Here is a 21,352-nt window from a genome sequence, read left to right as displayed (position 1 = left end):
CCGAGTCCTGAGGAGGACCCACAGTGGCCAAGGCCAAGTTCGAGCGCACCAAGCCGCACGTCAACATCGGAACCATCGGTCACGTCGACCACGGCAAGACCACGCTCACGGCGGCGATCACCAAGGTTCTGCACGACCAGTACCCGGACCTCAACGAGGCCCGCGACTTCGCGCAGATCGACAACGCTCCCGAGGAGCGCCAGCGCGGCATCACGATCAACATCTCGCACGTCGAGTACCAGACCGAGAAGCGTCACTACGCGCACGTCGACGCCCCCGGTCACGCCGACTACGTGAAGAACATGATCACGGGTGCGGCACAGATGGACGGCGCGATCCTCGTGGTCGCCGCCACCGACGGCCCGATGCCCCAGACGCGTGAGCACGTCCTGCTCGCCCGCCAGGTCGGCGTCCCCTACATCGTCGTCGCACTGAACAAGTCCGACATGGTGGACGACGAGGAGATCCTGGAGCTCGTCGAGCTCGAGGTCCGCGAGCTCCTCGGCTCGCAGCAGTTCGACGAGGACGCCCCCGTCGTGCAGGTCTCGGCGCTCAAGGCGCTCGAGGGCGACGAGAAGTGGGTCAAGTCGGTCCAGGACCTCATGGCCCAGGTCGACGAGCACGTGCCGGACCCGGTGCGCGCCACCGACCAGCCGTTCCTGATGCCGATCGAGGACGTCTTCACGATCACCGGTCGTGGCACCGTCGTCACCGGTCGCGTCGAGCGTGGCACGCTCAACCTGAACGCCGAGGTCGAGATCGTCGGCATCCGCGCGACGCAGAAGACCACGGTCACGGGCATCGAGATGTTCCGCAAGCTGCTCGACTCCGCGGTCGCCGGTGACAACACCGGTCTGCTCATCCGTGGCCTCAAGCGCGAGGACGTGGAGCGCGGCCAGGTCGTCGTGAAGCCGGGTTCGGTCACGCCGCACACCGAGTTCCAGGCGAACGCGTACATCCTGACCAAGGACGAGGGTGGGCGTCACAACCCGTTCTACGCGAACTACCGCCCGCAGTTCTACTTCCGCACCACGGACGTCACCGGCGTCATCACGCTGCCCGAGGGCACCGAGATGGTCATGCCCGGTGACACCGTCGCCATGACGGTCGAGCTGATCCAGCCGATCGCCATGGAAGAGGGCCTCCGCTTCGCCATCCGTGAGGGTGGTCGTACGGTCGGCGCCGGTACGGTCGAGAAGATCATCAAGTAACTCCGGTTCCTTGCGACAGCGGGGTCGGGCCTTCGGGTCCGGCCCCGCTTCGTCGTACCCGGCCACTGGCGCGCCGTACAGGGCGCCGGACAGGAGGCACGGGGCGGGGTCGGCCACGGGCCTCCTGTCCGCCCCGTGCCCCGTCACAGGCTTCACGGAGTTGGCTCGGGCACGTGACCCGCCTCCGCAGATCCGCGACCTCCGGTCGCGGCTACCACCGCGTCCGTTCCGGACGCGGTTTCTCGTTCCGTGACCCCGACGGCAAGACCGTGACCGATCCGGACGAGCGCCGTCGGCTCGAGGAGTTCGTGATCCCGCCGGCGTGGGACGACGTCTGGATCTCGCCGTACCCGAACGGCCACATCCTGGCCACGGGCACGGACGGTGCTGGCCGTCGCCAGTACATGTACCACCCGTCGTGGCGTGAACGGATGGACCGGATCAAGTACGACCGCGCGCTCGCGCTGGCGGAGTCGTTGCCGGTCGCCCGTCGCGGTGTCACACAGGACCTCCGCCGGCCGGAACCGGACCGCCGGCGCGCGCTGGCCGCAGCCTTCCGGATGCTCGATCAGGGGTCGCTCCGGGTCGGGTCCGAGCGGTACGCCACCGAGCACGGCAGCCGCGGGCTGTCCACGCTGCTCTGCGCGCACGCCCACGTGTCCGGCGACGACATCGAACTCGACTTCCCCGGCAAGAGCGGGCAGGAGTGGTCGTCGTCGATCCACGACCACGACCTGGCGCGGGTCATCGTCGGCATGAAGCGTCGCGGACCCAATGCGCGTCTGCTGTCGTTCCGCGAGCGCCGTGGGGCGGAGTGGGAGCCGCTCTCCGCCGAGGACATCAACGCCTACGTGAAGGAACGTGCCGGCGACGAGTTCACCGCGAAGGACTTCCGGACCCTGCACGGGACGGTCGCGGCCGCGGTCGACCTGGCGAAGACCGGGCCGCAGTCATCCCAGGCCAAGCGGAAGAAGGCCGTGTCGCACGCGGTGAAGGCCGCGAGCGACGAGCTCGGCAACACCCCGACGGTGTGCCGACAGAGCTACATCGACCCCCGTCTGCTCGATGCGTACGACCACGGGGAGACCATCGATCCGGACCGCCTGGCGTCCGCCGAGGCCGAGGTCCGGGCACTGCTCTACCGACAATGACCCGGGGGCCGTCCGGATGACGTAGCGTTGGTCGACGTGCCGGACCACCCCACACGGCACGGAAGGACCCACAACAGTCGTGACCGACGAGTGCATCCACGGTTTCCCCACCGAGCTCTGCGACATCTGCGCACCCCGGCAGCGCGAGGCGTCGGAGATCCCAGCCACCCCGGCACCACGCCGGACCCGCATCACCACCAACCTGCGCGTCGACCCGCCGGCCTCCGGGCCGAACACGTCGCTCCGGTCGCCGACGTCGCTCCGTTCGTCGTCCGCCGACCTGCCCGAGGCACGTGAGTTCGCAGCGCTCCGTGCCCACCACGTCACCCACATCGACAACCTCGACGGCATCGTCGGCGCCGGCGCGATCCTGGCGGCCGACCAGGCCGAGCCTGTCGTGGACGTCAGCTCCGCCGACACCCGTGCCGCACGTGCCGAGGCCGAGGCACCGGACGGTTCCTCGATCGCCGGGCACGTGCCGTTCACGCTGTCGCCCGACGCGACGCGGTGGGACGAGCTCCGCACGGGCGCCGAGGGTGAACGCTGGTCCGATGCCGCCCGTCGCACCCGCGCGATCGACTACGTGGTGCTCGTCGTGCCGGTCTCGGCGTTCGGCGCCTCGGTGATCGTCGCGGACCAGGACGCCGACGCCGACGACGTCCGGTTCGCCGTCGGCCCCGACGCCGGCACGAACCTGATCCGTCGCACCGACTTCACGGACCCGGAGATGCACGGCCTCGAGCTGCTCGCCGGTCCGAGCGTGCCGTTCACCTCGGTGGCCGTGATCGGTGTGCCGAACGACAAGGCCCGGCAGACCGTCCGCGCCGTGCTCGCCGACCACGGCGGACACGCTCCCCGCGTGGCCGTCTTCCCGCCGTGGTTCGTGCCCCCGGTGACCGCCGAGTGACGGTCTCCTGACCCGTGTCGACGCACCCTCCGGACCACGTCCGGAGGGTGCGTTGCGTTGCGGGGCCGAGCCGGGCCTCCAGACCGTCCGATCCCCGTGGATCCGGGCAAGCGAGCCGGCGGGACACGCCCGGCAATTCGCGACACGCCCGGGTTGCACGTGGGCCGGGGCTATGCGAGACTTGTCCGGTTCCGAATTCCCCGTGGGTGTACGCCCACAGGATCACTGCTCTGGCAGTGCACAACCCCCTTGTTCAGCAGGGCTGGGTTGGGCCGCAGGCAGCAGAACACGACTCCCCGAGATGTGACGGACGCGGTGCACCACTGCTGCGCCCGGAGCACGAGGCAGTCGATTGCCCACGCTGGACGGCCACGGTCGCCCGCGAGGTTGACAGGTGAACAGCGGTCATCCCCAGTGGATGCGGCCGGTTGGTTCAGGAAAACAGCACGGTCTGCAGGAATGCGGAACCGAGCGGCGTCAGGCGGCCAGAGGGTGCGCGGCGCAGAGAGGACAAGAGACACATGGCGGGACAGAAGATCCGCATCCGGCTCAAGTCGTATGACCACGAGGTCATCGACACGTCGGCCCGGAAGATCGTCGACACGGTGACCCGTGCCGGTGCAACCGTGGTCGGCCCGGTGCCGCTCCCCACCGAGAAGAACGTGATCGCAGTGATCCGTTCCCCTCACAAGTACAAGGACTCGCGCGAGCACTTCGAGAAGCGCACGCACAAGCGGGTCATCGACATCGTCGACCCGACGCCGAAGGCCGTGGACTCGCTCATGCGACTCGACCTGCCGGCCGACGTCAACATCGAGATCAAGCTGTAAGGGGGCTGACCAATGGCGAACTCAACCAAGACCGTCAAGGGCCTCCTCGGCAAGAAGCTCGGGATGACCCAGGTGTGGGACGAGAACAACAAGTTCATCCCCGTCACCGTGATCGAGGTCGGCCCGAACGTGGTCACCCAGATCCGCAACGCTGAGCGCGACGGCTACGAGGCGATCCAGATCGCCGCCGGTGCCATCGACCCGCGCAAGGTCAACAAGCCGGCCGCCGGCCACTTCGAGGCCGCTGGCGTGACCCCGCGTCGCACCCTCACCGAGATCCGTACCAACGACTCCGCTGAGTACACGCTCGGCCAGGAGCTCACCGTGGACAGCACGTTCACGGCGGGCCAGAAGGTCGACGTCGTCGGTACCTCCAAGGGCAAGGGCTTCGCCGGTGTCATGAAGCGCCACGGCTTCCACGGCGTCGGCGCCTCGCACGGTGCGCACCGCAACCACCGCAAGCCCGGCTCGATCGGTGCTTCCTCGACCCCGTCGCGTGTCTTCAAGGGCATGCGCATGGCCGGTCGTATGGGTGGCGACCGCGTGACCGTCCTCAACCTCACGGTGCACGCCGTCGACGCCGAGAAGGGTCTGCTGCTCGTCAAGGGCGCCGTCCCCGGTGCTCGTGGCCGCTCCGTCTTCGTCCGCACCGCCGTGAAGGGTAAGTGATCATGGCCACCACGACCGCAACCACGATCGACGTCCTCGACGCATCGGGTGCCAAGTCCGGCACCGTCGAGCTCCCCGCAGCTCTCTTCGACGTCGAGACCAACGTCCCGCTGATCCACCAGGTCGTCACCGCGCAGCTCGCAGCCGCGCGTCAGGGCACCCACAAGACCAAGAACCGCGGCGAAGTCCGCGGTGCCGGTCGCAAGCCGTTCAAGCAGAAGGGCACCGGCCGCGCCCGTCAGGGTTCCGTCCGTGCTCCGGAGCACACCGGCGGTGGCGTCGTCCACGGACCGACCCCGCGTGACTACTCGCAGCGCACCCCGAAGAAGATGATCGCCGCTGCTCTGCTCGGCTCGCTCTCGGACCGCGCCCGCGGTGGCCGCATCTCCGCTGTGGAGGGCTTCGTCGCGGCTGAACTGCCGTCGACCAAGACCGCCCGCACGCTCCTCGAGAAGGTCGCGCCCGTCAAGAACGTGCTCGTCGTGCTCGAGACGGACGACGAGCTGACGCTCAAGTCGATCCGCAACCTGTCGAACGTCCACGCGCTCTCGTACGGCCAGCTCAACGCCTACGACGTGCTGCGTTCGGACGCCGTCGTCTTCAGCAAGAGCGCCCTCGACGCCTTCATCGCGTCGAAGACCGCGAAGGAGATCACCGCATGAGCGGCTTCAACAAGGACCCGCGCGACGTCGTCATCTCGCCGGTCGTCTCGGAGAAGAGCTACGCGCTCATCGACCAGGGCAAGTACACGTTCATCGTGGACCCCCGCTCGAACAAGACCGAGATCAAGCTCGCCATCGAGAAGATCTTCAACGTCAAGGTCGCGAGCATCAACACGCTGAACCGCCCGGGCAAGACCCGTCGCACCAAGTTCGGTCTCGGCAAGCGCAAGGACACCAAGCGCGCCATCGTGACGCTCAAGTCCGGTTCGATCGACATCTTCACGGCTGTCGGCTGAGGACCAGAGGGATAAATCATGGCTATTCGTAACTACAAGCCGACGACCCCCGGTCGTCGCGGCTCGTCGGTCGCCGACTTCGCTGAGATCACCCGTTCGACTCCGGAGAAGTCACTGCTTCGTCCGCTGCCGAAGACCGGTGGTCGCAACAGCTCCGGCCGTATCACCACGCGTCACATCGGTGGTGGCCACAAGCGCCAGTACCGCGTGATCGACTTCCGTCGCTCTGACAAGGACGGCGTCGACGCCAAGGTCGCTCACATCGAGTACGACCCCAACCGCACTGCGCGCATCGCGCTCCTGCACTACGTGGACGGCACGAAGCGGTACATCATCGCGCCGAACAAGCTGAAGCAGGGCGACGTCGTCGAGCAGGGCCCCGGCGCGGACATCAAGCCCGGCAACAACCTGCCGCTGCGCAACATCCCCGTGGGTACCGTCGTGCACGCCATCGAGCTCCGCCCCGGTGGCGGCGCCAAGATGGCCCGCTCCGCCGGCGCCTCGGTGCGTCTCGTCGCCAAGGACGGCCCCTACGCGCAGCTCCGTCTGCCGTCGGGCGAGGTCCGCAACGTCGACGCACGCTGCCGCGCCACGATCGGCGAGGTCGGCAACGCCGAGCAGTCGAACATCAACTGGGGCAAGGCCGGCCGCATGCGCTGGAAGGGCGTCCGCCCGACCGTTCGTGGTGTCGCCATGAACCCGGTCGACCACCCGCACGGTGGTGGTGAGGGCAAGACGTCCGGTGGTCGTCACCCGGTCAGCCCCTGGGGCCAGTCCGAGGGCCGTACGCGCAAGCCGAACAAGCCGAGCGACAAGCTCATCGTCCGTCGCCGTAACGCCGGCAAGAAGCGCAAGTAGGAGTTCAGAAGATGCCACGCAGTCTGAAGAAGGGCCCCTTCGTCGACGAGCACCTGCTCCGCAAGGTCGTCACGCAGAACGAGGCCAACACCAAGAACGTGATCCGTACGTGGTCGCGTCGGTCGATGATCGTCCCGAACATGCTCGGGCACACGATCGCCGTCCACGACGGCCGCAAGCACATCCCGGTGTTCGTCACCGAGTCGATGGTCGGTCACAAGCTCGGCGAGTTCGCGCCGACCCGCACCTTCCGTGGTCACGTGAAGGACGACAAGAAGGGCCGTCGCCGCTGAGGCGGCGACGCAGAGGAGGAACGAAATGGTGGAGTCGATCGCACGCGTGCGACACATCCGCGTCACGCCTCAGAAGGCCCGTCGCGTCATCGAGCTGATCCGCGGCAAGCAGGCCCACGAGGCCCTCGCCATCCTGAAGTTCGCCCCCCAGGGCGCTTCGGAGCCCGTGTACAAGCTGGTCGCCTCGGCGATCGCGAACGCACGGGTCAAGGCGGACTCGACGAACAGCTTCCTCGACGAGCGCGACCTCTACGTGAGCCGCGTCTTCGTCGACGAGGGCACGACCCTGAAGCGGTTCCAGCCGCGCGCCCAGGGCCGCGCCTTCCGCATCAACAAGCGCACCAGCCACATCACGGTCGTCCTCGCGACGCCGGACGAGGTCGAGGCTGCCGCGACGAGCAAGAAGGCGAGCAACTAATGGGCCAGAAGGTCAACCCGTACGGTTTCCGTCTCGGGATCACGACGGACCACGTCTCGCACTGGTTCACCGACAGCAAGAAGGCCGGTCAGCGCTACGCCGACTACGTGGCCGAGGACATCAAGGTGCGCGAGTACCTGAAGAAGACCCTCGACCGCGCCGGTGTCGCACGCATCGAGCTCGAGCGCACCCGTGACCGTGTCCGCGTGGACATCCACACGGCTCGTCCGGGCATCGTCATCGGCCGCCGCGGCGCCGAGGCGGAGCGCGTTCGCGGTGAGCTCGAGAAGCTCACCAAGAAGCAGATCCAGCTGAACATCCTCGAGGTCAAGAACCCCGAGACCGAGGCCCAGCTCGTCGCGCAGGGCATCGCCGAGCAGCTCTCCGCTCGTGTCGCGTTCCGTCGTGCCATGCGCAAGGGCCTGCAGGGTGCACAGCGCGCCGGCGCCAAGGGTGTCCGCATCCAGGTGTCGGGGCGTCTCGGCGGCGCCGAGATGTCGCGTTCGGAGTTCTACCGCGAAGGCCGTGTGCCGCTGCACACGCTCCGCGCGAACATCGACTACGGCTTCTACGAGGCCCGGACCACGTTCGGCCGCATCGGCGTGAAGGTCTGGATCTACAAGGGCGACATCACGAACAAGGAGCTCGCTCGCGAGCAGGCGAACCAGCGTTCGTCGCGCCCCGAGCGTCGTGGCGGCCCGCGCGGTGAGCGTGGAGACCGTGGCGGCGACCGTCGTGGCGGCGACCGCGGTGACCGTCGCCCGCAGCAGGCCCCGCAGGACGCGCCGGCCGGCGCAGGAGTTGAGGCGTAACCATGCTTATTCCCCGTCGAGTCAAGCACCGCAAGCAGCACCACCCGAAGCGTTCGGGTCAGGCAACCGGTGGTACCAAGGTCAGCTTCGGCGACTACGGCATCCAGGCCCTCACCCCGGCGTACGTGACCAACCGTCAGATCGAGTCCGCTCGTATCGCCATGACGCGTCACATCAAGCGTGGTGGCAAGGTCTGGATCAACATCTACCCGGACCGTCCGCTGACCAAGAAGCCCGCCGAGACCCGCATGGGTTCCGGTAAGGGCTCGCCCGAGTGGTGGGTCGCGAACGTGAAGCCGGGCCGGGTGCTCTTCGAGCTCTCCGGCGTCAGCGAGGAGATCGCCCGCGAGGCGTTGACTCGTGCAATCCACAAGCTGCCCCTCAAGGCACGCATCATCAAGCGCGAGGAGGGCGACGCATAATGGCGATCGGTTCCAAGGAGCTCCGTCCGACGGAGCTCGACACGTTCGAGAACGAGCGTCTCGCTGACGAGCTGAAGAAGGCCAAGGAGGAGCTCTTCAACCTCCGCTTCCAGTCGGCCACCGGCCAGCTGGAGAGCCACGGTCGTCTCCGTGCCGTCAAGCGCGACATCGCCCGCATCTACACCGTCCTCCGCGAGCGCGAGCTCGGCATCCGTGCCACTCCCGCGCCCGTCGAGACCGCCCCCAAGGCCAAGAAGACGACGAAGAAGGCTGACAAGCCGGCCGAGTCGACCGAGGCCGAGACCGCCGAGGAGAAGTAATGGCGAACGAAGAGAAGAACTCCGCCGCCCTCACTCGCGGCTACCGCAAGACGCGTCGCGGCTACGTGACGAGCGACAAGATGGACAAGACCATCGTGGTCGAGGTCGAGGACCGCGTGAAGCACGCGCTCTACGGCAAGATCATCCGTCGTACGTCCAAGGTGAAGGCCCACGACGAGCTCGGCACCGCTGGTGTCGGCGACCTCGTCGTGATCAGCGAGACCCGTCCCCTCAGCGCGTCCAAGCGCTGGCGCCTGGTCGAGATCCTCGAGAAGGCCAAGTAGGCCTCGGCCTGCTTCGGAATAGGAGACAGCAGTGATTCAGCAGGAATCCCGCCTGAAGGTCGCCGACAACACGGGTGCCAAGGAGATCTTGACCATCCGCGTGCTCGGTGGCTCGGGTCGTCGCTACGCCGGCCTCGGTGACGTCATCGTCGCCACGGTGAAGGACGCCATCCCCGGCGGCAACGTGAAGAAGGGTGACGTCGTCAAGGCCGTCATCGTTCGCACCAAGAAGGAGACCCGTCGTCAGGACGGCTCCTACATCAAGTTCGACGAGAACGCGGCAGTGATCCTCAAGGCCGACGGCGACCCGCGCGGTACGCGCATCTTCGGTCCGGTCGGTCGCGAGCTCCGTGACAAGAAGTTCATGAAGATCATCTCGCTCGCGCCGGAGGTGCTGTAAGCCATGGCGAACATCAAGAAGGGTGACCTCGTCCAGGTCATCACGGGCGCGACGCAGGAGCGTGGCGGCGACCGTGGCAAGCAGGGCAAGGTCATCGAGGTCCTCAAGGACAAGAACCGCGTCGTCGTCGAGGGCGTGAACTTCGTCACGAAGCACGTCCGCGTCGGCCAGACGCAGCGTGGTTCGAAGACCGGTGGCATCGAGCAGCACGAAGCCTCGATCCACGTCTCGAACGTCGCGCTCGTCGACCCGAAGACGAAGAAGCCGACGCGTGTCGGTTTCCGCACCGAAGAGGTGGAGAAGGACGGCGTCAAGAAGACCGTCCGTGTCCGCTACGCGAAGAAGTCTGGTGAGAAGCTCTGATGACTGACACGACTGCTGCGCCCGCTGGCAAGATCCAGCCGCGCCTCAAGCAGAAGTACCTGGCCGAGATCAAGACGGCCCTCACCGAGCAGTTCGGTTACGCGAACGTCAACCAGGTCCCCGGCCTGGTCAAGGTCGTCGTGAACACCGGTGTCGGTGAGGCAGCTCGCGACTCGAAGATCATCGAGGGGGCCATCAAGGACCTCACGGCGATCACGGGTCAGAAGCCCCAGGTGAACATCGCCCGCAAGTCCATCGCACAGTTCAAGCTGCGCGAGGGTCAGGCCATCGGCGCGCACGTCACCCTCCGTGGTGACCGCGCGTGGGAGTTCCTCGACCGCCTGGTCACGCTCGCACTGCCCCGCATCCGCGACTTCCGCGGTCTCAGCGACAAGCAGTTCGACGGCAACGGCAACTACACGTTCGGTCTCACGGAGCAGTCCGTGTTCCACGAGATCGACCAGGACCGCATCGACCGCGTCCGCGGCTTCGACATCACTGTCGTGACCACCGCGAAGACGGACGACGAGGGACGCGCGCTGCTCCGGCAGCTCGGCTTCCCGTTCCGCTCCAACGAGCAGACGGTCTAAGCTACTTCGAGCAGTGCGGGCCGGAGGATTCACGTCCTCCGGCCCGCACGCACGAACACACCGATCTCGGGGAACCGCCCCGGGATCACTCGATCGCTCAGGTCGGCATTCGTGGAACGGGTGTCGAAACCAGGCGAGAAATGGACGAACATCATGACGATGACCGATCCGGTCGCAGACATGCTGACCAGATTGCGGAACGCGAACTCCGCGCACCACGACGCAGTCGCGCTCCCGAGCTCCAAGCTCAAGAAGAACATCGCCGACATCCTCAAGCGTGAGGGCTACATCAGCGAGTGGAAGGTGGAGGACGCCCGAGTCGGGCAGACCCTCACCATCGACCTGAAGTACGGCCCCGAGCGCGAGCGTTCGATCGCCGGCATCAAGCGCGTCTCGAAGCCGGGCCTCCGGGTCTACGCGAAGTCGACGGAGATCCCCCAGGTCCTCGGTGGCCTCGGTGTGGCGATCCTCTCGACCTCCTCCGGCCTCCTGACCGACCGCGAAGCCGAGCAGAAGGGCGTGGGTGGGGAAGTCCTCGCCTACGTGTGGTGATCGACAATGTCACGAATCGGACGTCTCCCCATCGACATCCCCGCCGGCGTCACCGTCTCCGTTGACGGTCAGAACGTGGCGGTCAAGGGCCCGAAGGGCGAGCTCGCGCTCGTCATCGCGGAGCCCATCCAGGCCAAGGTCGAGGAGAACCAGGTCCTCGTCACCCGTCCGGACGACGAGCGCGAGTCGCGTTCGCTCCACGGACTGACCCGGACCCTCATCGCCAACAACATCATCGGCGTGACCCAGGGCTACACCAAGGGCCTCGAGGTCGTCGGCACCGGTTACCGTGTCGCGGCCAAGGGCTCGAACCTCGAGTTCGCGCTCGGGTACTCCCACTCGATCACGGTCGAGCCGCCGGCGGGCATCAGCTTCGCGGTGGAGGGCAACAACAAGGTCACCGTCGCCGGTATCGACAAGCAGGCTGTCGGCGAGGTCGCCGCGAACATCCGGAAGCTCCGGAAGCCCGAGCCCTACAAGGGCAAGGGTGTCCGTTACGCCGGCGAGAACGTGCGCCGCAAGGCCGGAAAGTCAGGTAAGTGATCATGGGACTCCTCAAGACACGAGGCAAGAGCAAGGCGGCCGCCAAGGCGCGTCGTCACAACCGTCTCCGCAAGAAGATCACCGGCACCGAGGCTCGTCCCCGTCTCGCCGTCACCCGCTCGTCGCGTCACGTGTTCGTGCAGGTCATCGACGACGCGAAGGGTCACACCCTCGCCAGCGCCTCGACGATGGAGGCAGACCTCCGCTCGTTCGACGGCGACAAGACCGCCAAGGCCCGTCGCGTCGGTGAGCTCCTCGCCGAGCGCGCGAAGTCGGCTGGCGTCGAGGCCGTGGTCTTCGACCGCGGTGGCAGCAAGTACGCCGGTCGCGTCGCCGCGATCGCCGATGGTGCCCGTGAAGGAGGGCTGAACCTGTGAGCGACAACGCGAACACCAACGAAGACGCCAAGACCGAGGCCGTCGAGGCCACGGAGACCGAGGCAGTCGAGACCACGGAGGCCACCGAGGCGAGCACGGAGGCCACGGCCACCGGTGCGACCGCCGAGGCACCTGCCGAGGGCGCCAAGACCGGCAAGGAGGCGGAGGCACCTGCCGTCGCCGAGCGTCCGGTCGAGACCGCCGCGGGTTCCGCGTCCAACAACCGCGACTCCGCTGACAACCGTGGCCGTCGTGGTGGCGGTCGTGACCGTCAGCAGGGCCGTGACCGCAACAACCGCGGTGGCGACAGCCAGTTCCTCGAGCGCGTGGTGACCATCAACCGCGTGTCGAAGGTCGTCAAGGGTGGTCGTCGCTTCAGCTTCACGGCGCTCGTCGTCGTCGGCGACGGCAACGGCCTCGTGGGCGTCGGCTACGGCAAGGCCAAGGAGGTCCCCACGGCGATCTCCAAGGGCGTCGAAGAGGCGAAGAAGAACTTCTTCCGCGTCCCCCGCGTCGGCAACACGATCCCGCACCCGGTGCAGGGTGAAGCCGCCGCTGGCGTCGTCCTCCTGCGTCCGGCAGGCCCCGGTACCGGTGTCATCGCCGGTGGTCCGGTCCGCGCCGTGCTCGAGTGCGCCGGCATCCACGACGTCCTGAGCAAGTCGCTCGGCTCGTCGAACACCATCAACATCGTGCACGCGACCGTCGAGGCTCTGAAGCAGCTCGAGGAGCCCCGCGCCGTCGCGAGCCGTCGTGGCCTCGACGTCGAGCGGGTCGTCCCGGCCCGTCTGCTCCAGGCCGAGGCCGCAGCCCTGCGTGCCGCGACCGAGAAGGCAGGTGCGTGATGGCGATGCTGAAGATCACGCAGATCAAGTCCGTTATCAGCGAGAAGCAGTACCAGCGCGACACCCTGCGCAGCCTGGGCCTCAAGCGCATCGGCCGTTCGGTCGAGCGTGAGGACAACTCCCAGAACCGCGGGTACATCGCGACGGTGGCGCACCTCGTGAAGGTCGAGGAGGTCGACGCATGAGCGACGAGAAGAACGAGCGCGTGCAGGTGCTGAAGCTGCACCACCTCCGTCCCGCAGAGGGCGCCAAGAAGGACCGCACCCGTGTGGGTCGCGGTGAGGGCTCGAAGGGCAAGACCGCTGGGCGTGGTACCAAGGGCACGAAGGCCCGTTACCAGGTCCGGGTCGGCTTCGAGGGTGGGCAGATGCCGCTGCACATGCGCACCCCGAAGCTCCGCGGGTTCAAGAACCCGTTCCGGGTCGAGTACCAGGTCGTGAACCTGGACAAGATCTCGGAGCTCTACCCCGATGGTGGCGACGTCACCGTTGCGGGCCTGGTCGCCAAGGGCGCCGTCCGCAAGAACGAGAAGGTCAAGGTTCTCGGTCAGGGTGACATCACCGTGAAGATCACGGTCGCGGTCGACAAGGTCTCGGCGTCCGCCGCCGAGAAGATCGTGGCTGCTGGCGGCACCGTCTCCCAGTAACCCCCGTCGGCGGCCCGTGCGTTTGCGCACGGGCCGCCGTTACGGTTTCCTTGACAGTGGCCGGCATCCGCCAGCCGGGTCGGCCCTGCCGACCGAAACCGGTCCGGCCGCGATCGACGGCCCCGGTCCCACAAGTTCGGAGTCATCGTGTTCAGAGCGGTCGCGCGCATCATGCGCACCCCTGATCTTCGCAAGAAGATCGGCTTCACCCTCGCGATCATCGCGCTGTTCCGTCTCGGGTCGTACATCCCGGCACCGTTCGTCGACTACACCGCTGTGCAGAGCTGTCTCGCCAGCGCGTCGTCCTCCGGCGGCCTCTACGACCTGATCAACCTCTTCTCCGGCGGCGCGCTGCTGAAGCTCTCGGTCTTCGCGCTCGGGATCATGCCGTACATCACGTCGTCGATCATCGTGCAGCTGCTGCGCGTGGTCATCCCGCACTTCGACACCCTCTACAAGGAGGGCCAGTCGGGCCAGGCGAAGCTGACGCAGTACACGCGGTACCTCACGATCGCGCTGGGCGTCCTGCAGTCCACGACCCTGATCACGGTCGCTCGTTCCGGCGCCCTGTTCGGCACCAACGCCTCCGCCTCCTGCACGTCGATCATCTCGAACGACAGCTGGTACGCCATCATGCTGATGGTCGTCACGCTGACCGCCGGCACCGGCATCATCATGTGGATGGGCGAGCTCGTCACCGAGCGCGGCATCGGCAACGGCATGTCGCTCCTGATCTTCACGTCGATCGCGGCGCAGTTCCCGTCGGCGCTCTGGGCGATCGAGCAGTCGCAGTCCTTCGAGCTCTTCCTGTTCGTGATCCTCGTCGGACTCGTGATCATGATGGCCGTCGTGTTCGTTGAGCAGTCACAGCGCCGGATCCCCGTGCAGTACGCCAAGCGCATGGTCGGGCGGCGGACGTACGGCGGCAACAACACGTACATCCCGATCAAGGTGAACATGGCCGGCGTCGTGCCCGTCATCTTCGCCTCGTCGCTGCTGTACCTGCCGGCCCTGGTCGCGCAGTTCAACCAGCCCTCCGACGGCTCCGAGCCGGCCGCGTGGGTGACCTGGGTCCAGAACAACCTGACCTCGGGTGACAACTGGTTCTACATGGTCCTGTACTTCCTGCTCATCGTCGGGTTCACGTACTTCTACGTGGCGATCACCTTCAACCCCGAAGAGGTCGCCGACAACATGAAGAAGTACGGCGGGTTCATCCCCGGAATCCGTGCCGGGCGTCCGACGGCCGAGTACCTCGACTACGTCCTCACCCGGGTGACGCTGCCCGGCTCGCTCTACCTCGGTCTCATCGCGCTCATCCCGCTGGCAGCACTGGCGCTGTTCGGCGCGAACCAGAACTTCCCGTTCGGTGGCGCGAGCATCCTCATCATCGTGGGTGTCGGTCTCGAGACCGTGAAGCAGATCGACTCCCAGCTGCAGCAGCGTCACTACGAAGGGCTTCTCCGTTGAGCGCACGTCTCATCATCGTCGGACCTCCCGGAGCCGGGAAGGGCACCCAGGCCGGCCGCATCGCCGAGTCCTTCGGGATCCCCGCCATCTCGACCGGGGACATCTTCCGCAAGAACGTGGCAGAGGGCACGCCCCTCGGCGTCCAGGCGAAGGCGATCATGGACGCCGGCGACTACGTGCCGGACTCGCTCACGAACGAGCTCGTCAAGTCCCGTCTGCAGGAGCCGGACGCCGAGAACGGGTTCCTGCTCGACGGCTACCCCCGGACTGTCGGCCAGGTCGAGTACCTCGACGCACTGCTCGCTGAGCAGGGCACCGGGATCGACGCCGTCGTGCAGCTCGTCGCGGACCAGGACGAGCTCGTCGGTCGCCTGCTGAAGCGTGCTGAGGACCAGGGCCGCAGCGACGACAACGAGGAGACGATCCGTCGTCGTCAGCAGGTCTACGCCGAGCAGACGGCGCCCATCGTGGCGGCGTACGGCGAGCGTGGCCTGGTGGTCGACGTCGACGGCCTCGGCGGCATCGACGAGGTCGGCGACCGGATCCAGACCGCACTGTCGGGTCGCGGGCTCGCCGCGGCCGTCTGACCAGCGTGGTGCGGTTCCGGAAGCCCTCGATCTACAAGACCCCGGACGAGCTCCGGGCGATGGTCCGCCCGGGGCTGCTGACGGCTGAGGCGCTGGACGCCGTCCGTGCAGCGATCCGTCCCGGCGTCACCACCGGTGCGCTCGACGTGATCGCGGAGCGCACGATCCGCGACGGCGGCGGCATCCCGAACTTCCAGCTCGTCCCCGGCTACCGCCACACCTTGTGCGTCTCGGTGAACGACGAGATCGTGCACGGGATCCCCGGCGACCGCGTGCTCGCGCCCGGTGACATCGTGTCGGTCGACGCCGGTGCCGAGGTCGACGGTTGGAACGGCGACAGCGCCTTCACGACCGTCGTCCCCGGTGGCGACGAGACGGTCACGGTGGCTCGGCAGGCGCTCTGCGACACGACGGAGCGGTCGCTCTGGCACGGCATCGCAGCACTGGCCAGCGCCAAGAACCTGCACGAGGTCGGCTCGGCGGTCGAGGACGCGATCGACGAGACCGGTTCGTGGGGCATCGTCGAGGACTACACCGGCCACGGCATCGGCCGGTCGATGCACGAGGAACCACCCGTCTTCAACTACCGCGTCCGTGGCGCCGGTCCGGCCGTCAAGCCCGGCCTGGTGGTCGCCATCGAGCCCATGGTCACGGCCGGGTCGATCGACAGCTCGACGGACGACGACGACTGGACGGTCCGCACGCTGGACGGCAAGGACGCCGCCCACTGGGAGCACAGCGTCGCGGTGCACGCGTCCGGCATCTGGGTGCTCACCGCCGCCGACGGCGGCGCACGGGGCCTGGCTCCGCTGGGCGTGACGCCCGTCCCGATCCCGTAGGGCGGGCCTCCAGGGCTGGGCCTGACGGCCTGACGGCCTGACGACCTGGAGGCGCGGCCCGGGTCCGCCCCGCCGGGTCCCCGTGTGTGCGGCGCGCGCTCAGGGCGCGTCAGGCGGACCGTGCGGGTGGGCGACCGACGGCGGCGGCCGTCAGTTGCCGACGGAGCAGGTCTGCTCCGAGGCACTCTGCCCGGTGATCGACGAGGGCAGCGGTGTCGCCGACGCGGCAGGCGTCCGGGTGGCCGTTGCGCTCGACGAGGGTGCGGGGGTGCCGGCAGGCGACGAACCGCCAGTCGACGTTCCCGACGATCCCGACGACCCCGACGACCCGGTCGTGCCCGACGATCCGCCGCTCGACGTCGACTCCTCGGACGCCCGGCCGGTGCTCGAGTCGCTCAGCGAGGACCGGACGTCGTTCTGCAGCGCCACGTTGAGCGTGTGCGCGGTCTCCTGGTCGACGACCACGCGCGCGTTGTCGGCGGGGTCGTCGACGACGGGGTACTGCACGAAGAGCATGTTGGCCGTGCTCATCCCACGCAGGGCGGCGGCGAGCTTGACCAGTGTCCCGGTCTGCGCCAGCCCGTCGGAGAGCGTCATGTTGGACAGCGCGGCGCCGGCCAGCTTGTAGAGCGTGATGGGGTTCGAGAGGGTGCCGTCCGAGGTGACCTTGCGGAGCAGCGCCGAGAGGAACACCTGCTGCGAGCTGATCCGGGCCAGGTCGCTGCCGTCACCGACACCGTGGCGGCTGCGCAGGAAGGCCAGGGCGTCCGTGCCCTGGAGCGAGTGCGAGCCCTTCGTCAGGTGCAGGCCGGTGAACGTGTCGTCGATCGGCTGGGCGACGCAGACGTCGACGCCGCCCAGGGCGTTCGACATCTCGATGACACCGTCGAAGGTGATCAGGCCGGCGTAGGGGATGCTCAGGCCGGTCAGGTTCTCGACCGTGTCCACGACGCAGGAGACACCACCGTTGCCGAGTGCGGTGTTGAACATCGCCGACGTCGCGGCGGGGTAGGTCGTGCCGGTCGCGGGGTTCGTGCACGCCGGGATCGGGACCATCAGGTCACGGGGGAAGCTGACCGCGGTGAGCTGCTGGTGGTCGGCTGAGATGTGGATGAGCATCGTGACGTCGTTGCGAGCGCCCTCGACGTCCTCGTCGGAGTCGAACTGGCCGACACGGGTGTCGCTGCCGATGAGCAGGATGTTCGCCCCGCCCTTGATCGCCGAGATGTCGGCGGTCTTCGCGGTGCTCTGGTCGTCGGTGCTGAGCGCGACGGTCCGGGGAGCGGACGACAGCTGTGCGCCGGCGATCGCGGCGACGCTCGTGCCGCTGACGAGCAGGACGGCGACGGCGGACGCCACGACGGTGACGAGCGTGCCCCAACCCCGGCGACGGGCCTGCTTGCCGTGACTGGCGAAGGGGCGTCGTGTGGCGTCGGGCACGTGTTCTCCGTTCGGTGGTCCGTCGCGTTGGCTGCTGGCGCGGCGGACGTGGCTGCGGAGCAAAACTACGGTTCGCACGCATGAGCGCGCCCGGAGCGCGCCGTCAAACCACTGTGGAACGCTCAGACACTGCTCCGGAAGCCCCAGACGTGGGGTGTTCCGCGCCCCCACTTGGCAATTGCGGGTTTACCACATAAGATCGATCTTTGGTGTGTCATGCCCTCTCGGGTGTGGCGACCGACCCGCAGACCGGTTCGGGGATCACACCTGTTCCACAACCAAGCGACAGTGAGGCTATGGCCAAGAAAGACGGCGTCATCGAGATCGAAGGCTCGGTGCTCGAAGCTCTGCCCAACGCGATGTTCCGCGTTGAGCTGACGAACGGACACAAGGTCCTCGCGCACATCTCCGGGAAGATGCGCCAGCACTACATCCGCATCCTCCCCGAGGACCGCGTGATCGTGGAGCTGAGCCCGTACGACCTGACCCGCGGCCGGATCGTCTACCGCTACAAGTGATCCGCGAGCTGGAAAGGAACGGCACGGCAATCCTGCCGAGCACGAAGCCAGCGAGCACGAGGAAAGAACCATGAAGGTCAACCCCAGCGTCAAGCCCATCTGCGAACACTGCCGTGTGATTCGCCGCAAGGGCCGCGTCATGGTGATCTGCAAGAGCAACCCGCGTCACAAGCAGCGCCAGGGCTAGTCCCGGGCGCGTGACCGGCGCCGACGGTGTCCCTCGGACACCAGGCTGCTCGAGCACGACCCACAACTGAAGATCGACAACGCAGTACCAAAACCCGACCGCACGACGGCCGGGGGACACCTCGGGGCGGAGGCCCGAGCACCGGTACTGCGCCACACCTCCATCGACAACAGGAGCAGCCATCACATGGCACGTCTAGCAGGCGTCGACATCCCGCGCGAGAAGCGCGTGGAGATCGCACTCACGTACATCTACGGCGTCGGCCGTACCCGCGCCGTCCAGGCACTGACGGAGACCGGTATCTCCGGTGACATCCGCGTCAAGGACCTGACCGACGACCAGCTCGTCGCCCTCCGTGACTTCATCGAGGGCAACTTCAAGGTCGAGGGTGACCTCCGCCGTGAGGTCGCCGCCGACATCCGACGCAAGGTCGAGATCGGCAGCTACGAGGGTCTCCGCCACCGTCGTGGTCTCCCGGTGCGCGGTCAGCGCACCAAGACCAACGCTCGTACCCGCAAGGGACCGAAGCGCACCGTGGCAGGCAAGAAGAAGGCTCGATAGGAGACCCCGATGGCTACCCCCAAGACTGCCGCGCGCAAGCCGCGCCGCAAGGAGAAGAAGAACGTCGCTGTGGGCCAGGCCCACATCAAGAGCACGTTCAACAACACGATCGTCAGCATCACCGACCCGTCGGGTGCCGTCCTCAGCTGGGCGTCCTCGGGTGCCGTGGGCTTCAAGGGTTCGCGCAAGTCGACGCCGTTCGCGGCGCAGCTCGCTGCCGAGTCCGCTGCGCGTCAGGCGCAGGAGCACGGCGTCAAGAAGGTCGACGTCTTCGTGAAGGGCCCGGGTTCGGGTCGCGAGACCGCGATCCGTTCCCTCCAGGCCGCTGGCCTCGAGGTCGGCTCGATCAACGACGTCACGCCGCAGGCGCACAACGGGTGCCGCCCGCCCAAGCGCCGCCGCGTCTGACGCGAGGAGCAACCGGCCGCGCCCTGCTCGTCCCCTGACCGGATCCGTTCCGGCGAGGGCGGGCAGGGCCCGCGGCCATTCCTGGTCGTTCGATCGCGCACGTGTGTGCGCGTGATCACAACTCAACAGACCCGTCGGGGCCCACGCGGCTCCGTCGTACCGCCAAGTGTCATATAGCGGACACTTCGCCGAAAGGAATCCCACAGTGCTCATTGCACAGCGCCCCACCCTGACCGAGGAGCCGATCTCCGAGCACCGCTCGCGCTTCGTCATCGAGCCGCTCGAGCCCGGCTTCGGGTACACCCTCGGCAACTCGCTGCGCCGCACGCTCCTCTCCTCGATCCCCGGCGCGGCTGTCACCAGCATCCGCATCGACGGCGTCCTCCACGAGTTCAGCACCGTTCCCGGTGTCAAGGAAGACGTCACCGAGATCATCCTCAACATCAAGAGCCTGGTCGTCTCCAGCGAGCACGACGAGCCCATCACGGCGTACCTGCGCAAGCAGGGTGCCGGTCAGGTCACCGCAGCGGACATCTCCGCTCCGGCCGGCGTCGAGATCCACAACCCGGAACTCGTCATCGCGACCCTGAACGACACCGCGCGCTTCGAGCTCGAGCTGACGATCGAGCGTGGCCGTGGCTACGTCTCGGCGACGCAGAACCGTTCCGAGTTCAGCGAAGCCGGTCAGATCCCGATCGACTCGATCTACTCGCCCGTCCTCAAGGTCACCTACCGCGTCGAGGCGACGCGTGCCGGTGAGCGCACGGACTTCGACCGCCTGGTCGTCGACGTCGAAGCGAAGCCGGCCATCACGCCGCGCGACGCCATCGCGTCGGCCGGTCGCACGCTGGTCGAGCTGTTCGGGCTCGCTCGCGAGCTCAACACGGCGGCCGAGGGCATCGAGATCGGCCCCGCGCCGGTCGACGCCGTGCTCTCGAACGAACTGCAGACCCCGATCGAGGACCTCGACCTGTCGGTCCGCAGCTACAACTGCCTGAAGCGGGAGGGCATCAACACGGTGTCCGAGCTCGTCGCCCTGTCGGAGACGCAGCTCATGAACATCCGCAACTTCGGTCAGAAGTCGGTGGACGAGGTCAAGGACAAGCTCACCGAGCTCGGCCTGTCCCTCAAGGACACCGTCCCCGGATTCGACGGCGCCCACTTCTACAGCGGGTACGACGAGGACGAGTCCAACAACTGACCTCGCGCTCACGCGCAAGCGCGCTGACACCGCGCGCACCACTTTCACCACTGGAGAACTGACATGCCGAAGCCCACCAAGGGCCCCCGCCTCGGTGGCGGTCCCGCCCACGAGCGCCTGCTCCTGAGCAACCTCGCCAACGCCCTCTTCACGCACGGTCGCATCACGACCACCGAGACGAAGGCCAAGCGCCTCCGTCCGGTCGCGGAGCGTCTCATCACGTTCGCGAAGCGCGGCGACCTGCACGCGCGTCGTCGTGTGATCAGCATCCTGCGCGACAAGTCCGTCGTGCACACGCTGTTCACCGAGATCGCCCCCCAGGTCGAGGACCGCCAGGGTGGTTACACCCGCATCACGAAGCTCGGCTTCCGCAAGGGCGACAACGCCCCGCTGGCGTCGATCGAGCTCGTCCTCGAGCCCGTCTCGAGCACGCCCGCTCCGGTCAAGCGCAACTCGGCTCCGGCCGCTGCTGCCGCCCCGGCCGCCGACGAGACCACCGAGGAGGCCCCGGTCGAGGAGACCGAGACCACCGAGGAGTCCGCCCCGGTCGAGACCGAGTCCGAGACCGAGGCAGCTGCCGAGGTCGAGGCCGACGCCGCCGAGAAGTCGGACGACGCCGACACCAAGTAGTCCGGTGCGCCCCTGGCGCGCTGCACCACCACGACGAAGCCCCCGCGACCCAGGTCGCGGGG

General features: G+C 67.5%; 33 protein-coding genes. 32 read left to right on the top strand and 1 reads right to left on the bottom strand.

Annotated features, from left to right (window positions below; translation table 11 throughout):
• Positions 1-23 precede the first annotated feature (23 nt).
• The 26 genes from tuf (at position 24) to map (ending at position 16,345) form a co-directional block, all read left to right on the top strand.
• Positions 24-1,211: an elongation factor Tu gene (tuf, locus tag MXD64_RS16775; protein WP_017885537.1), complete on the top strand. Its 1,188-nt coding sequence runs from the start codon at positions 24-26 to the stop codon at positions 1,209-1,211.
• 173 nt (positions 1,212-1,384) lie between these two features.
• A complete protein-coding gene (locus MXD64_RS16770) occupies positions 1,385-2,362 on the top strand; it encodes a DNA topoisomerase IB (protein ID WP_042537504.1) in 978 nt (325 codons plus the stop codon).
• A gap of 79 nt (positions 2,363-2,441) precedes the next feature.
• Complete coding sequence (locus tag MXD64_RS16765) at positions 2,442-3,269, top strand: DarT ssDNA thymidine ADP-ribosyltransferase family protein (RefSeq protein WP_052481641.1); 828 nt, start codon at positions 2,442-2,444, stop codon at positions 3,267-3,269.
• Between the two features lie 521 nt (positions 3,270-3,790).
• Complete coding sequence (rpsJ, locus tag MXD64_RS16760) at positions 3,791-4,099, top strand: 30S ribosomal protein S10 (RefSeq protein ID WP_017885534.1); 309 nt, start codon at positions 3,791-3,793, stop codon at positions 4,097-4,099.
• A 12-nt stretch (positions 4,100-4,111) separates the two neighbouring features.
• On the top strand, positions 4,112-4,768 hold the full coding sequence (rplC, locus tag MXD64_RS16755; RefSeq protein WP_017885533.1) for a 50S ribosomal protein L3: 657 nt from the start codon (positions 4,112-4,114) through the stop codon (positions 4,766-4,768).
• 2 nt (positions 4,769-4,770) lie between these two features.
• Positions 4,771-5,430, top strand: coding sequence for a 50S ribosomal protein L4 (rplD, locus tag MXD64_RS16750; RefSeq protein ID WP_027466730.1), 660 nt, complete (start codon positions 4,771-4,773; stop codon positions 5,428-5,430).
• Positions 5,427-5,726 (top strand): 50S ribosomal protein L23, encoded by a 300-nt coding sequence (gene rplW / locus MXD64_RS16745; RefSeq protein ID WP_017885531.1) that lies wholly within the window; start codon positions 5,427-5,429, stop codon positions 5,724-5,726. The genes rplD and rplW overlap by 4 nt, the downstream gene beginning before the upstream one ends.
• Before the next feature lie 18 nt (positions 5,727-5,744).
• Positions 5,745-6,584: a 50S ribosomal protein L2 gene (rplB, locus tag MXD64_RS16740; protein ID WP_017885530.1), complete on the top strand. Its 840-nt coding sequence runs from the start codon at positions 5,745-5,747 to the stop codon at positions 6,582-6,584.
• An 11-nt stretch (positions 6,585-6,595) separates the two neighbouring features.
• The gene (gene rpsS / locus MXD64_RS16735; RefSeq protein ID WP_017885529.1) at positions 6,596-6,877 is read left to right on the top strand and encodes a 30S ribosomal protein S19; all 282 of its coding nucleotides are present in this window, start codon (positions 6,596-6,598) and stop codon (positions 6,875-6,877) included.
• A 25-nt stretch (positions 6,878-6,902) separates the two neighbouring features.
• Positions 6,903-7,295 (top strand): 50S ribosomal protein L22, encoded by a 393-nt coding sequence (gene rplV / locus MXD64_RS16730; RefSeq protein ID WP_017885528.1) that lies wholly within the window; start codon positions 6,903-6,905, stop codon positions 7,293-7,295.
• Positions 7,295-8,107 (top strand): 30S ribosomal protein S3, encoded by an 813-nt coding sequence (gene rpsC / locus MXD64_RS16725; RefSeq protein WP_017885527.1) that lies wholly within the window; start codon positions 7,295-7,297, stop codon positions 8,105-8,107. Before rplV ends, rpsC begins: the two co-directional genes overlap by 1 nt.
• Before the next feature lie 2 nt (positions 8,108-8,109).
• Positions 8,110-8,529 carry a 50S ribosomal protein L16 gene (rplP, locus tag MXD64_RS16720; RefSeq protein ID WP_017885526.1) on the top strand — a complete coding sequence of 140 codons (420 nt, stop codon included), beginning with the start codon at positions 8,110-8,112 and terminating at the stop codon, positions 8,527-8,529.
• The gene (gene rpmC, locus MXD64_RS16715; protein WP_017885525.1) at positions 8,529-8,849 is read left to right on the top strand and encodes a 50S ribosomal protein L29; all 321 of its coding nucleotides are present in this window, start codon (positions 8,529-8,531) and stop codon (positions 8,847-8,849) included. Before rplP ends, rpmC begins: the two co-directional genes overlap by 1 nt.
• Positions 8,849-9,133, top strand: coding sequence for a 30S ribosomal protein S17 (rpsQ, locus tag MXD64_RS16710; protein WP_017885524.1), 285 nt, complete (start codon positions 8,849-8,851; stop codon positions 9,131-9,133). The genes rpmC and rpsQ overlap by 1 nt, the downstream gene beginning before the upstream one ends.
• Before the next feature lie 31 nt (positions 9,134-9,164).
• A complete protein-coding gene (gene rplN, locus MXD64_RS16705; protein WP_017885523.1) occupies positions 9,165-9,533 on the top strand; it encodes a 50S ribosomal protein L14 in 369 nt (122 codons plus the stop codon).
• Positions 9,534-9,536: 3 nt separating this feature from the next.
• Positions 9,537-9,896: a 50S ribosomal protein L24 gene (gene rplX / locus MXD64_RS16700; protein WP_017885522.1), complete on the top strand. Its 360-nt coding sequence runs from the start codon at positions 9,537-9,539 to the stop codon at positions 9,894-9,896.
• Positions 9,896-10,486: a 50S ribosomal protein L5 gene (gene rplE, locus MXD64_RS16695; protein ID WP_042537502.1), complete on the top strand. Its 591-nt coding sequence runs from the start codon at positions 9,896-9,898 to the stop codon at positions 10,484-10,486. The genes rplX and rplE overlap by 1 nt, the downstream gene beginning before the upstream one ends.
• Positions 10,487-10,639: 153 nt before the next feature.
• On the top strand, positions 10,640-11,038 hold the full coding sequence (rpsH, locus tag MXD64_RS16690) for a 30S ribosomal protein S8 (protein ID WP_017885519.1): 399 nt from the start codon (positions 10,640-10,642) through the stop codon (positions 11,036-11,038).
• 6 nt (positions 11,039-11,044) lie between these two features.
• Complete coding sequence (rplF, locus tag MXD64_RS16685) at positions 11,045-11,581, top strand: 50S ribosomal protein L6 (RefSeq protein ID WP_017885518.1); 537 nt, start codon at positions 11,045-11,047, stop codon at positions 11,579-11,581.
• 2 nt (positions 11,582-11,583) lie between these two features.
• Entirely contained in the window at positions 11,584-11,958 is a 375-nt protein-coding gene (gene rplR / locus MXD64_RS16680; protein WP_031259041.1) for a 50S ribosomal protein L18, read from the top strand.
• Complete coding sequence (rpsE, locus tag MXD64_RS16675; RefSeq protein WP_263136831.1) at positions 11,955-12,803, top strand: 30S ribosomal protein S5; 849 nt, start codon at positions 11,955-11,957, stop codon at positions 12,801-12,803. Before rplR ends, rpsE begins: the two co-directional genes overlap by 4 nt.
• Positions 12,803-12,988, top strand: a complete 186-nt coding sequence (rpmD, locus tag MXD64_RS16670; RefSeq protein ID WP_017885515.1) for a 50S ribosomal protein L30 — start codon at positions 12,803-12,805, stop codon at positions 12,986-12,988. The genes rpsE and rpmD overlap by 1 nt, the downstream gene beginning before the upstream one ends.
• Positions 12,985-13,449 (top strand): 50S ribosomal protein L15, encoded by a 465-nt coding sequence (rplO, locus tag MXD64_RS16665; RefSeq protein ID WP_017885514.1) that lies wholly within the window; start codon positions 12,985-12,987, stop codon positions 13,447-13,449. Before rpmD ends, rplO begins: the two co-directional genes overlap by 4 nt.
• Before the next feature lie 147 nt (positions 13,450-13,596).
• On the top strand, positions 13,597-14,919 hold the full coding sequence (gene secY / locus MXD64_RS16660) for a preprotein translocase subunit SecY (RefSeq protein WP_017885513.1): 1,323 nt from the start codon (positions 13,597-13,599) through the stop codon (positions 14,917-14,919).
• Complete coding sequence (locus MXD64_RS16655) at positions 14,916-15,506, top strand: adenylate kinase (RefSeq protein ID WP_017885512.1); 591 nt, start codon at positions 14,916-14,918, stop codon at positions 15,504-15,506. Before secY ends, MXD64_RS16655 begins: the two co-directional genes overlap by 4 nt.
• 59 nt (positions 15,507-15,565) lie before the next feature.
• Positions 15,566-16,345 carry a type I methionyl aminopeptidase gene (gene map / locus MXD64_RS16650; RefSeq protein ID WP_042537634.1) on the top strand — a complete coding sequence of 260 codons (780 nt, stop codon included), beginning with the start codon at positions 15,566-15,568 and terminating at the stop codon, positions 16,343-16,345.
• Positions 16,346-16,495: 150 nt separating this feature from the next.
• Here the strand turns inward: map and MXD64_RS16645 are convergent, their stop codons facing one another.
• On the bottom strand, positions 16,496-17,785 hold the full coding sequence (locus MXD64_RS16645; protein ID WP_042537499.1) for an LCP family protein: 1,290 nt from the start codon (positions 17,783-17,785) through the stop codon (positions 16,496-16,498).
• A gap of 296 nt (positions 17,786-18,081) precedes the next feature.
• Between MXD64_RS16645 and infA the strand changes: the two genes are divergently transcribed.
• The 6 genes from infA (at position 18,082) to rplQ (ending at position 21,290) form a co-directional block, all read left to right on the top strand.
• Entirely contained in the window at positions 18,082-18,303 is a 222-nt protein-coding gene (gene infA / locus MXD64_RS16640; RefSeq protein ID WP_017885509.1) for a translation initiation factor IF-1, read from the top strand.
• A gap of 70 nt (positions 18,304-18,373) precedes the next feature.
• Positions 18,374-18,490 (top strand): 50S ribosomal protein L36, encoded by a 117-nt coding sequence (gene rpmJ, locus MXD64_RS16635; protein WP_022903266.1) that lies wholly within the window; start codon positions 18,374-18,376, stop codon positions 18,488-18,490.
• 186 nt (positions 18,491-18,676) lie between these two features.
• Complete coding sequence (rpsM, locus tag MXD64_RS16630) at positions 18,677-19,051, top strand: 30S ribosomal protein S13 (RefSeq protein WP_017885508.1); 375 nt, start codon at positions 18,677-18,679, stop codon at positions 19,049-19,051.
• A 9-nt stretch (positions 19,052-19,060) separates the two neighbouring features.
• Positions 19,061-19,459 carry a 30S ribosomal protein S11 gene (rpsK, locus tag MXD64_RS16625; RefSeq protein WP_017885507.1) on the top strand — a complete coding sequence of 133 codons (399 nt, stop codon included), beginning with the start codon at positions 19,061-19,063 and terminating at the stop codon, positions 19,457-19,459.
• 205 nt (positions 19,460-19,664) lie between these two features.
• Positions 19,665-20,660 carry a DNA-directed RNA polymerase subunit alpha gene (locus MXD64_RS16620; protein ID WP_017885506.1) on the top strand — a complete coding sequence of 332 codons (996 nt, stop codon included), beginning with the start codon at positions 19,665-19,667 and terminating at the stop codon, positions 20,658-20,660.
• A gap of 63 nt (positions 20,661-20,723) precedes the next feature.
• The gene (rplQ, locus tag MXD64_RS16615) at positions 20,724-21,290 is read left to right on the top strand and encodes a 50S ribosomal protein L17 (RefSeq protein WP_042537495.1); all 567 of its coding nucleotides are present in this window, start codon (positions 20,724-20,726) and stop codon (positions 21,288-21,290) included.
• Positions 21,291-21,352 lie beyond the last annotated feature (62 nt).

Source organism: Curtobacterium sp. Arg-1 (assembly GCF_025643395.1).
Classification (GTDB): Bacteria; Actinomycetota; Actinomycetes; order Actinomycetales; family Microbacteriaceae; genus Curtobacterium; species Curtobacterium poinsettiae.
The sequence above is the reverse complement of the archived record's forward strand: the minus strand, read 5'-3'. Positions and strand labels throughout refer to the sequence as shown.

Bases quoted from the DNA above. Each gene is read 5' to 3' on its own strand.
- rpsJ (WP_017885534.1), top strand. From the start codon at position 3,791: ATGGCGGGACAGAAGATCCGCATCCGGCTCAAGTCGTATGACCACGAG.
- rplC (WP_017885533.1), top strand. From the start codon at position 4,112: ATGGCGAACTCAACCAAGACCGTCAAGGGCCTCCTCGGCAAGAAGCTC.
- rplD (WP_027466730.1), top strand. From the start codon at position 4,771: ATGGCCACCACGACCGCAACCACGATCGACGTCCTCGACGCATCGGGT.
- rplW (WP_017885531.1), top strand. From the start codon at position 5,427: ATGAGCGGCTTCAACAAGGACCCGCGCGACGTCGTCATCTCGCCGGTC.
- rplB (WP_017885530.1), top strand. From the start codon at position 5,745: ATGGCTATTCGTAACTACAAGCCGACGACCCCCGGTCGTCGCGGCTCG.
- rpsS (WP_017885529.1), top strand. From the start codon at position 6,596: ATGCCACGCAGTCTGAAGAAGGGCCCCTTCGTCGACGAGCACCTGCTC.
- rplV (WP_017885528.1), top strand. From the start codon at position 6,903: ATGGTGGAGTCGATCGCACGCGTGCGACACATCCGCGTCACGCCTCAG.
- rpsC (WP_017885527.1), top strand. From the start codon at position 7,295: ATGGGCCAGAAGGTCAACCCGTACGGTTTCCGTCTCGGGATCACGACG.
- rplP (WP_017885526.1), top strand. From the start codon at position 8,110: ATGCTTATTCCCCGTCGAGTCAAGCACCGCAAGCAGCACCACCCGAAG.
- rpmC (WP_017885525.1), top strand. From the start codon at position 8,529: ATGGCGATCGGTTCCAAGGAGCTCCGTCCGACGGAGCTCGACACGTTC.
- rpsQ (WP_017885524.1), top strand. From the start codon at position 8,849: ATGGCGAACGAAGAGAAGAACTCCGCCGCCCTCACTCGCGGCTACCGC.
- rplX (WP_017885522.1), top strand. From the start codon at position 9,537: ATGGCGAACATCAAGAAGGGTGACCTCGTCCAGGTCATCACGGGCGCG.
- rplE (WP_042537502.1), top strand. From the start codon at position 9,896: ATGACTGACACGACTGCTGCGCCCGCTGGCAAGATCCAGCCGCGCCTC.
- rpsH (WP_017885519.1), top strand. From the start codon at position 10,640: ATGACGATGACCGATCCGGTCGCAGACATGCTGACCAGATTGCGGAAC.
- rplF (WP_017885518.1), top strand. From the start codon at position 11,045: ATGTCACGAATCGGACGTCTCCCCATCGACATCCCCGCCGGCGTCACC.
- rplR (WP_031259041.1), top strand. From the start codon at position 11,584: ATGGGACTCCTCAAGACACGAGGCAAGAGCAAGGCGGCCGCCAAGGCG.
- rpmD (WP_017885515.1), top strand. From the start codon at position 12,803: ATGGCGATGCTGAAGATCACGCAGATCAAGTCCGTTATCAGCGAGAAG.
- rplO (WP_017885514.1), top strand. From the start codon at position 12,985: ATGAGCGACGAGAAGAACGAGCGCGTGCAGGTGCTGAAGCTGCACCAC.
- map (WP_042537634.1), top strand. From the start codon at position 15,566: ATGGTCCGCCCGGGGCTGCTGACGGCTGAGGCGCTGGACGCCGTCCGT.
- infA (WP_017885509.1), top strand. From the start codon at position 18,082: ATGGCCAAGAAAGACGGCGTCATCGAGATCGAAGGCTCGGTGCTCGAA.
- rpmJ (WP_022903266.1), top strand. From the start codon at position 18,374: ATGAAGGTCAACCCCAGCGTCAAGCCCATCTGCGAACACTGCCGTGTG.
- rpsM (WP_017885508.1), top strand. From the start codon at position 18,677: ATGGCACGTCTAGCAGGCGTCGACATCCCGCGCGAGAAGCGCGTGGAG.
- rpsK (WP_017885507.1), top strand. From the start codon at position 19,061: ATGGCTACCCCCAAGACTGCCGCGCGCAAGCCGCGCCGCAAGGAGAAG.
- rplQ (WP_042537495.1), top strand. From the start codon at position 20,724: ATGCCGAAGCCCACCAAGGGCCCCCGCCTCGGTGGCGGTCCCGCCCAC.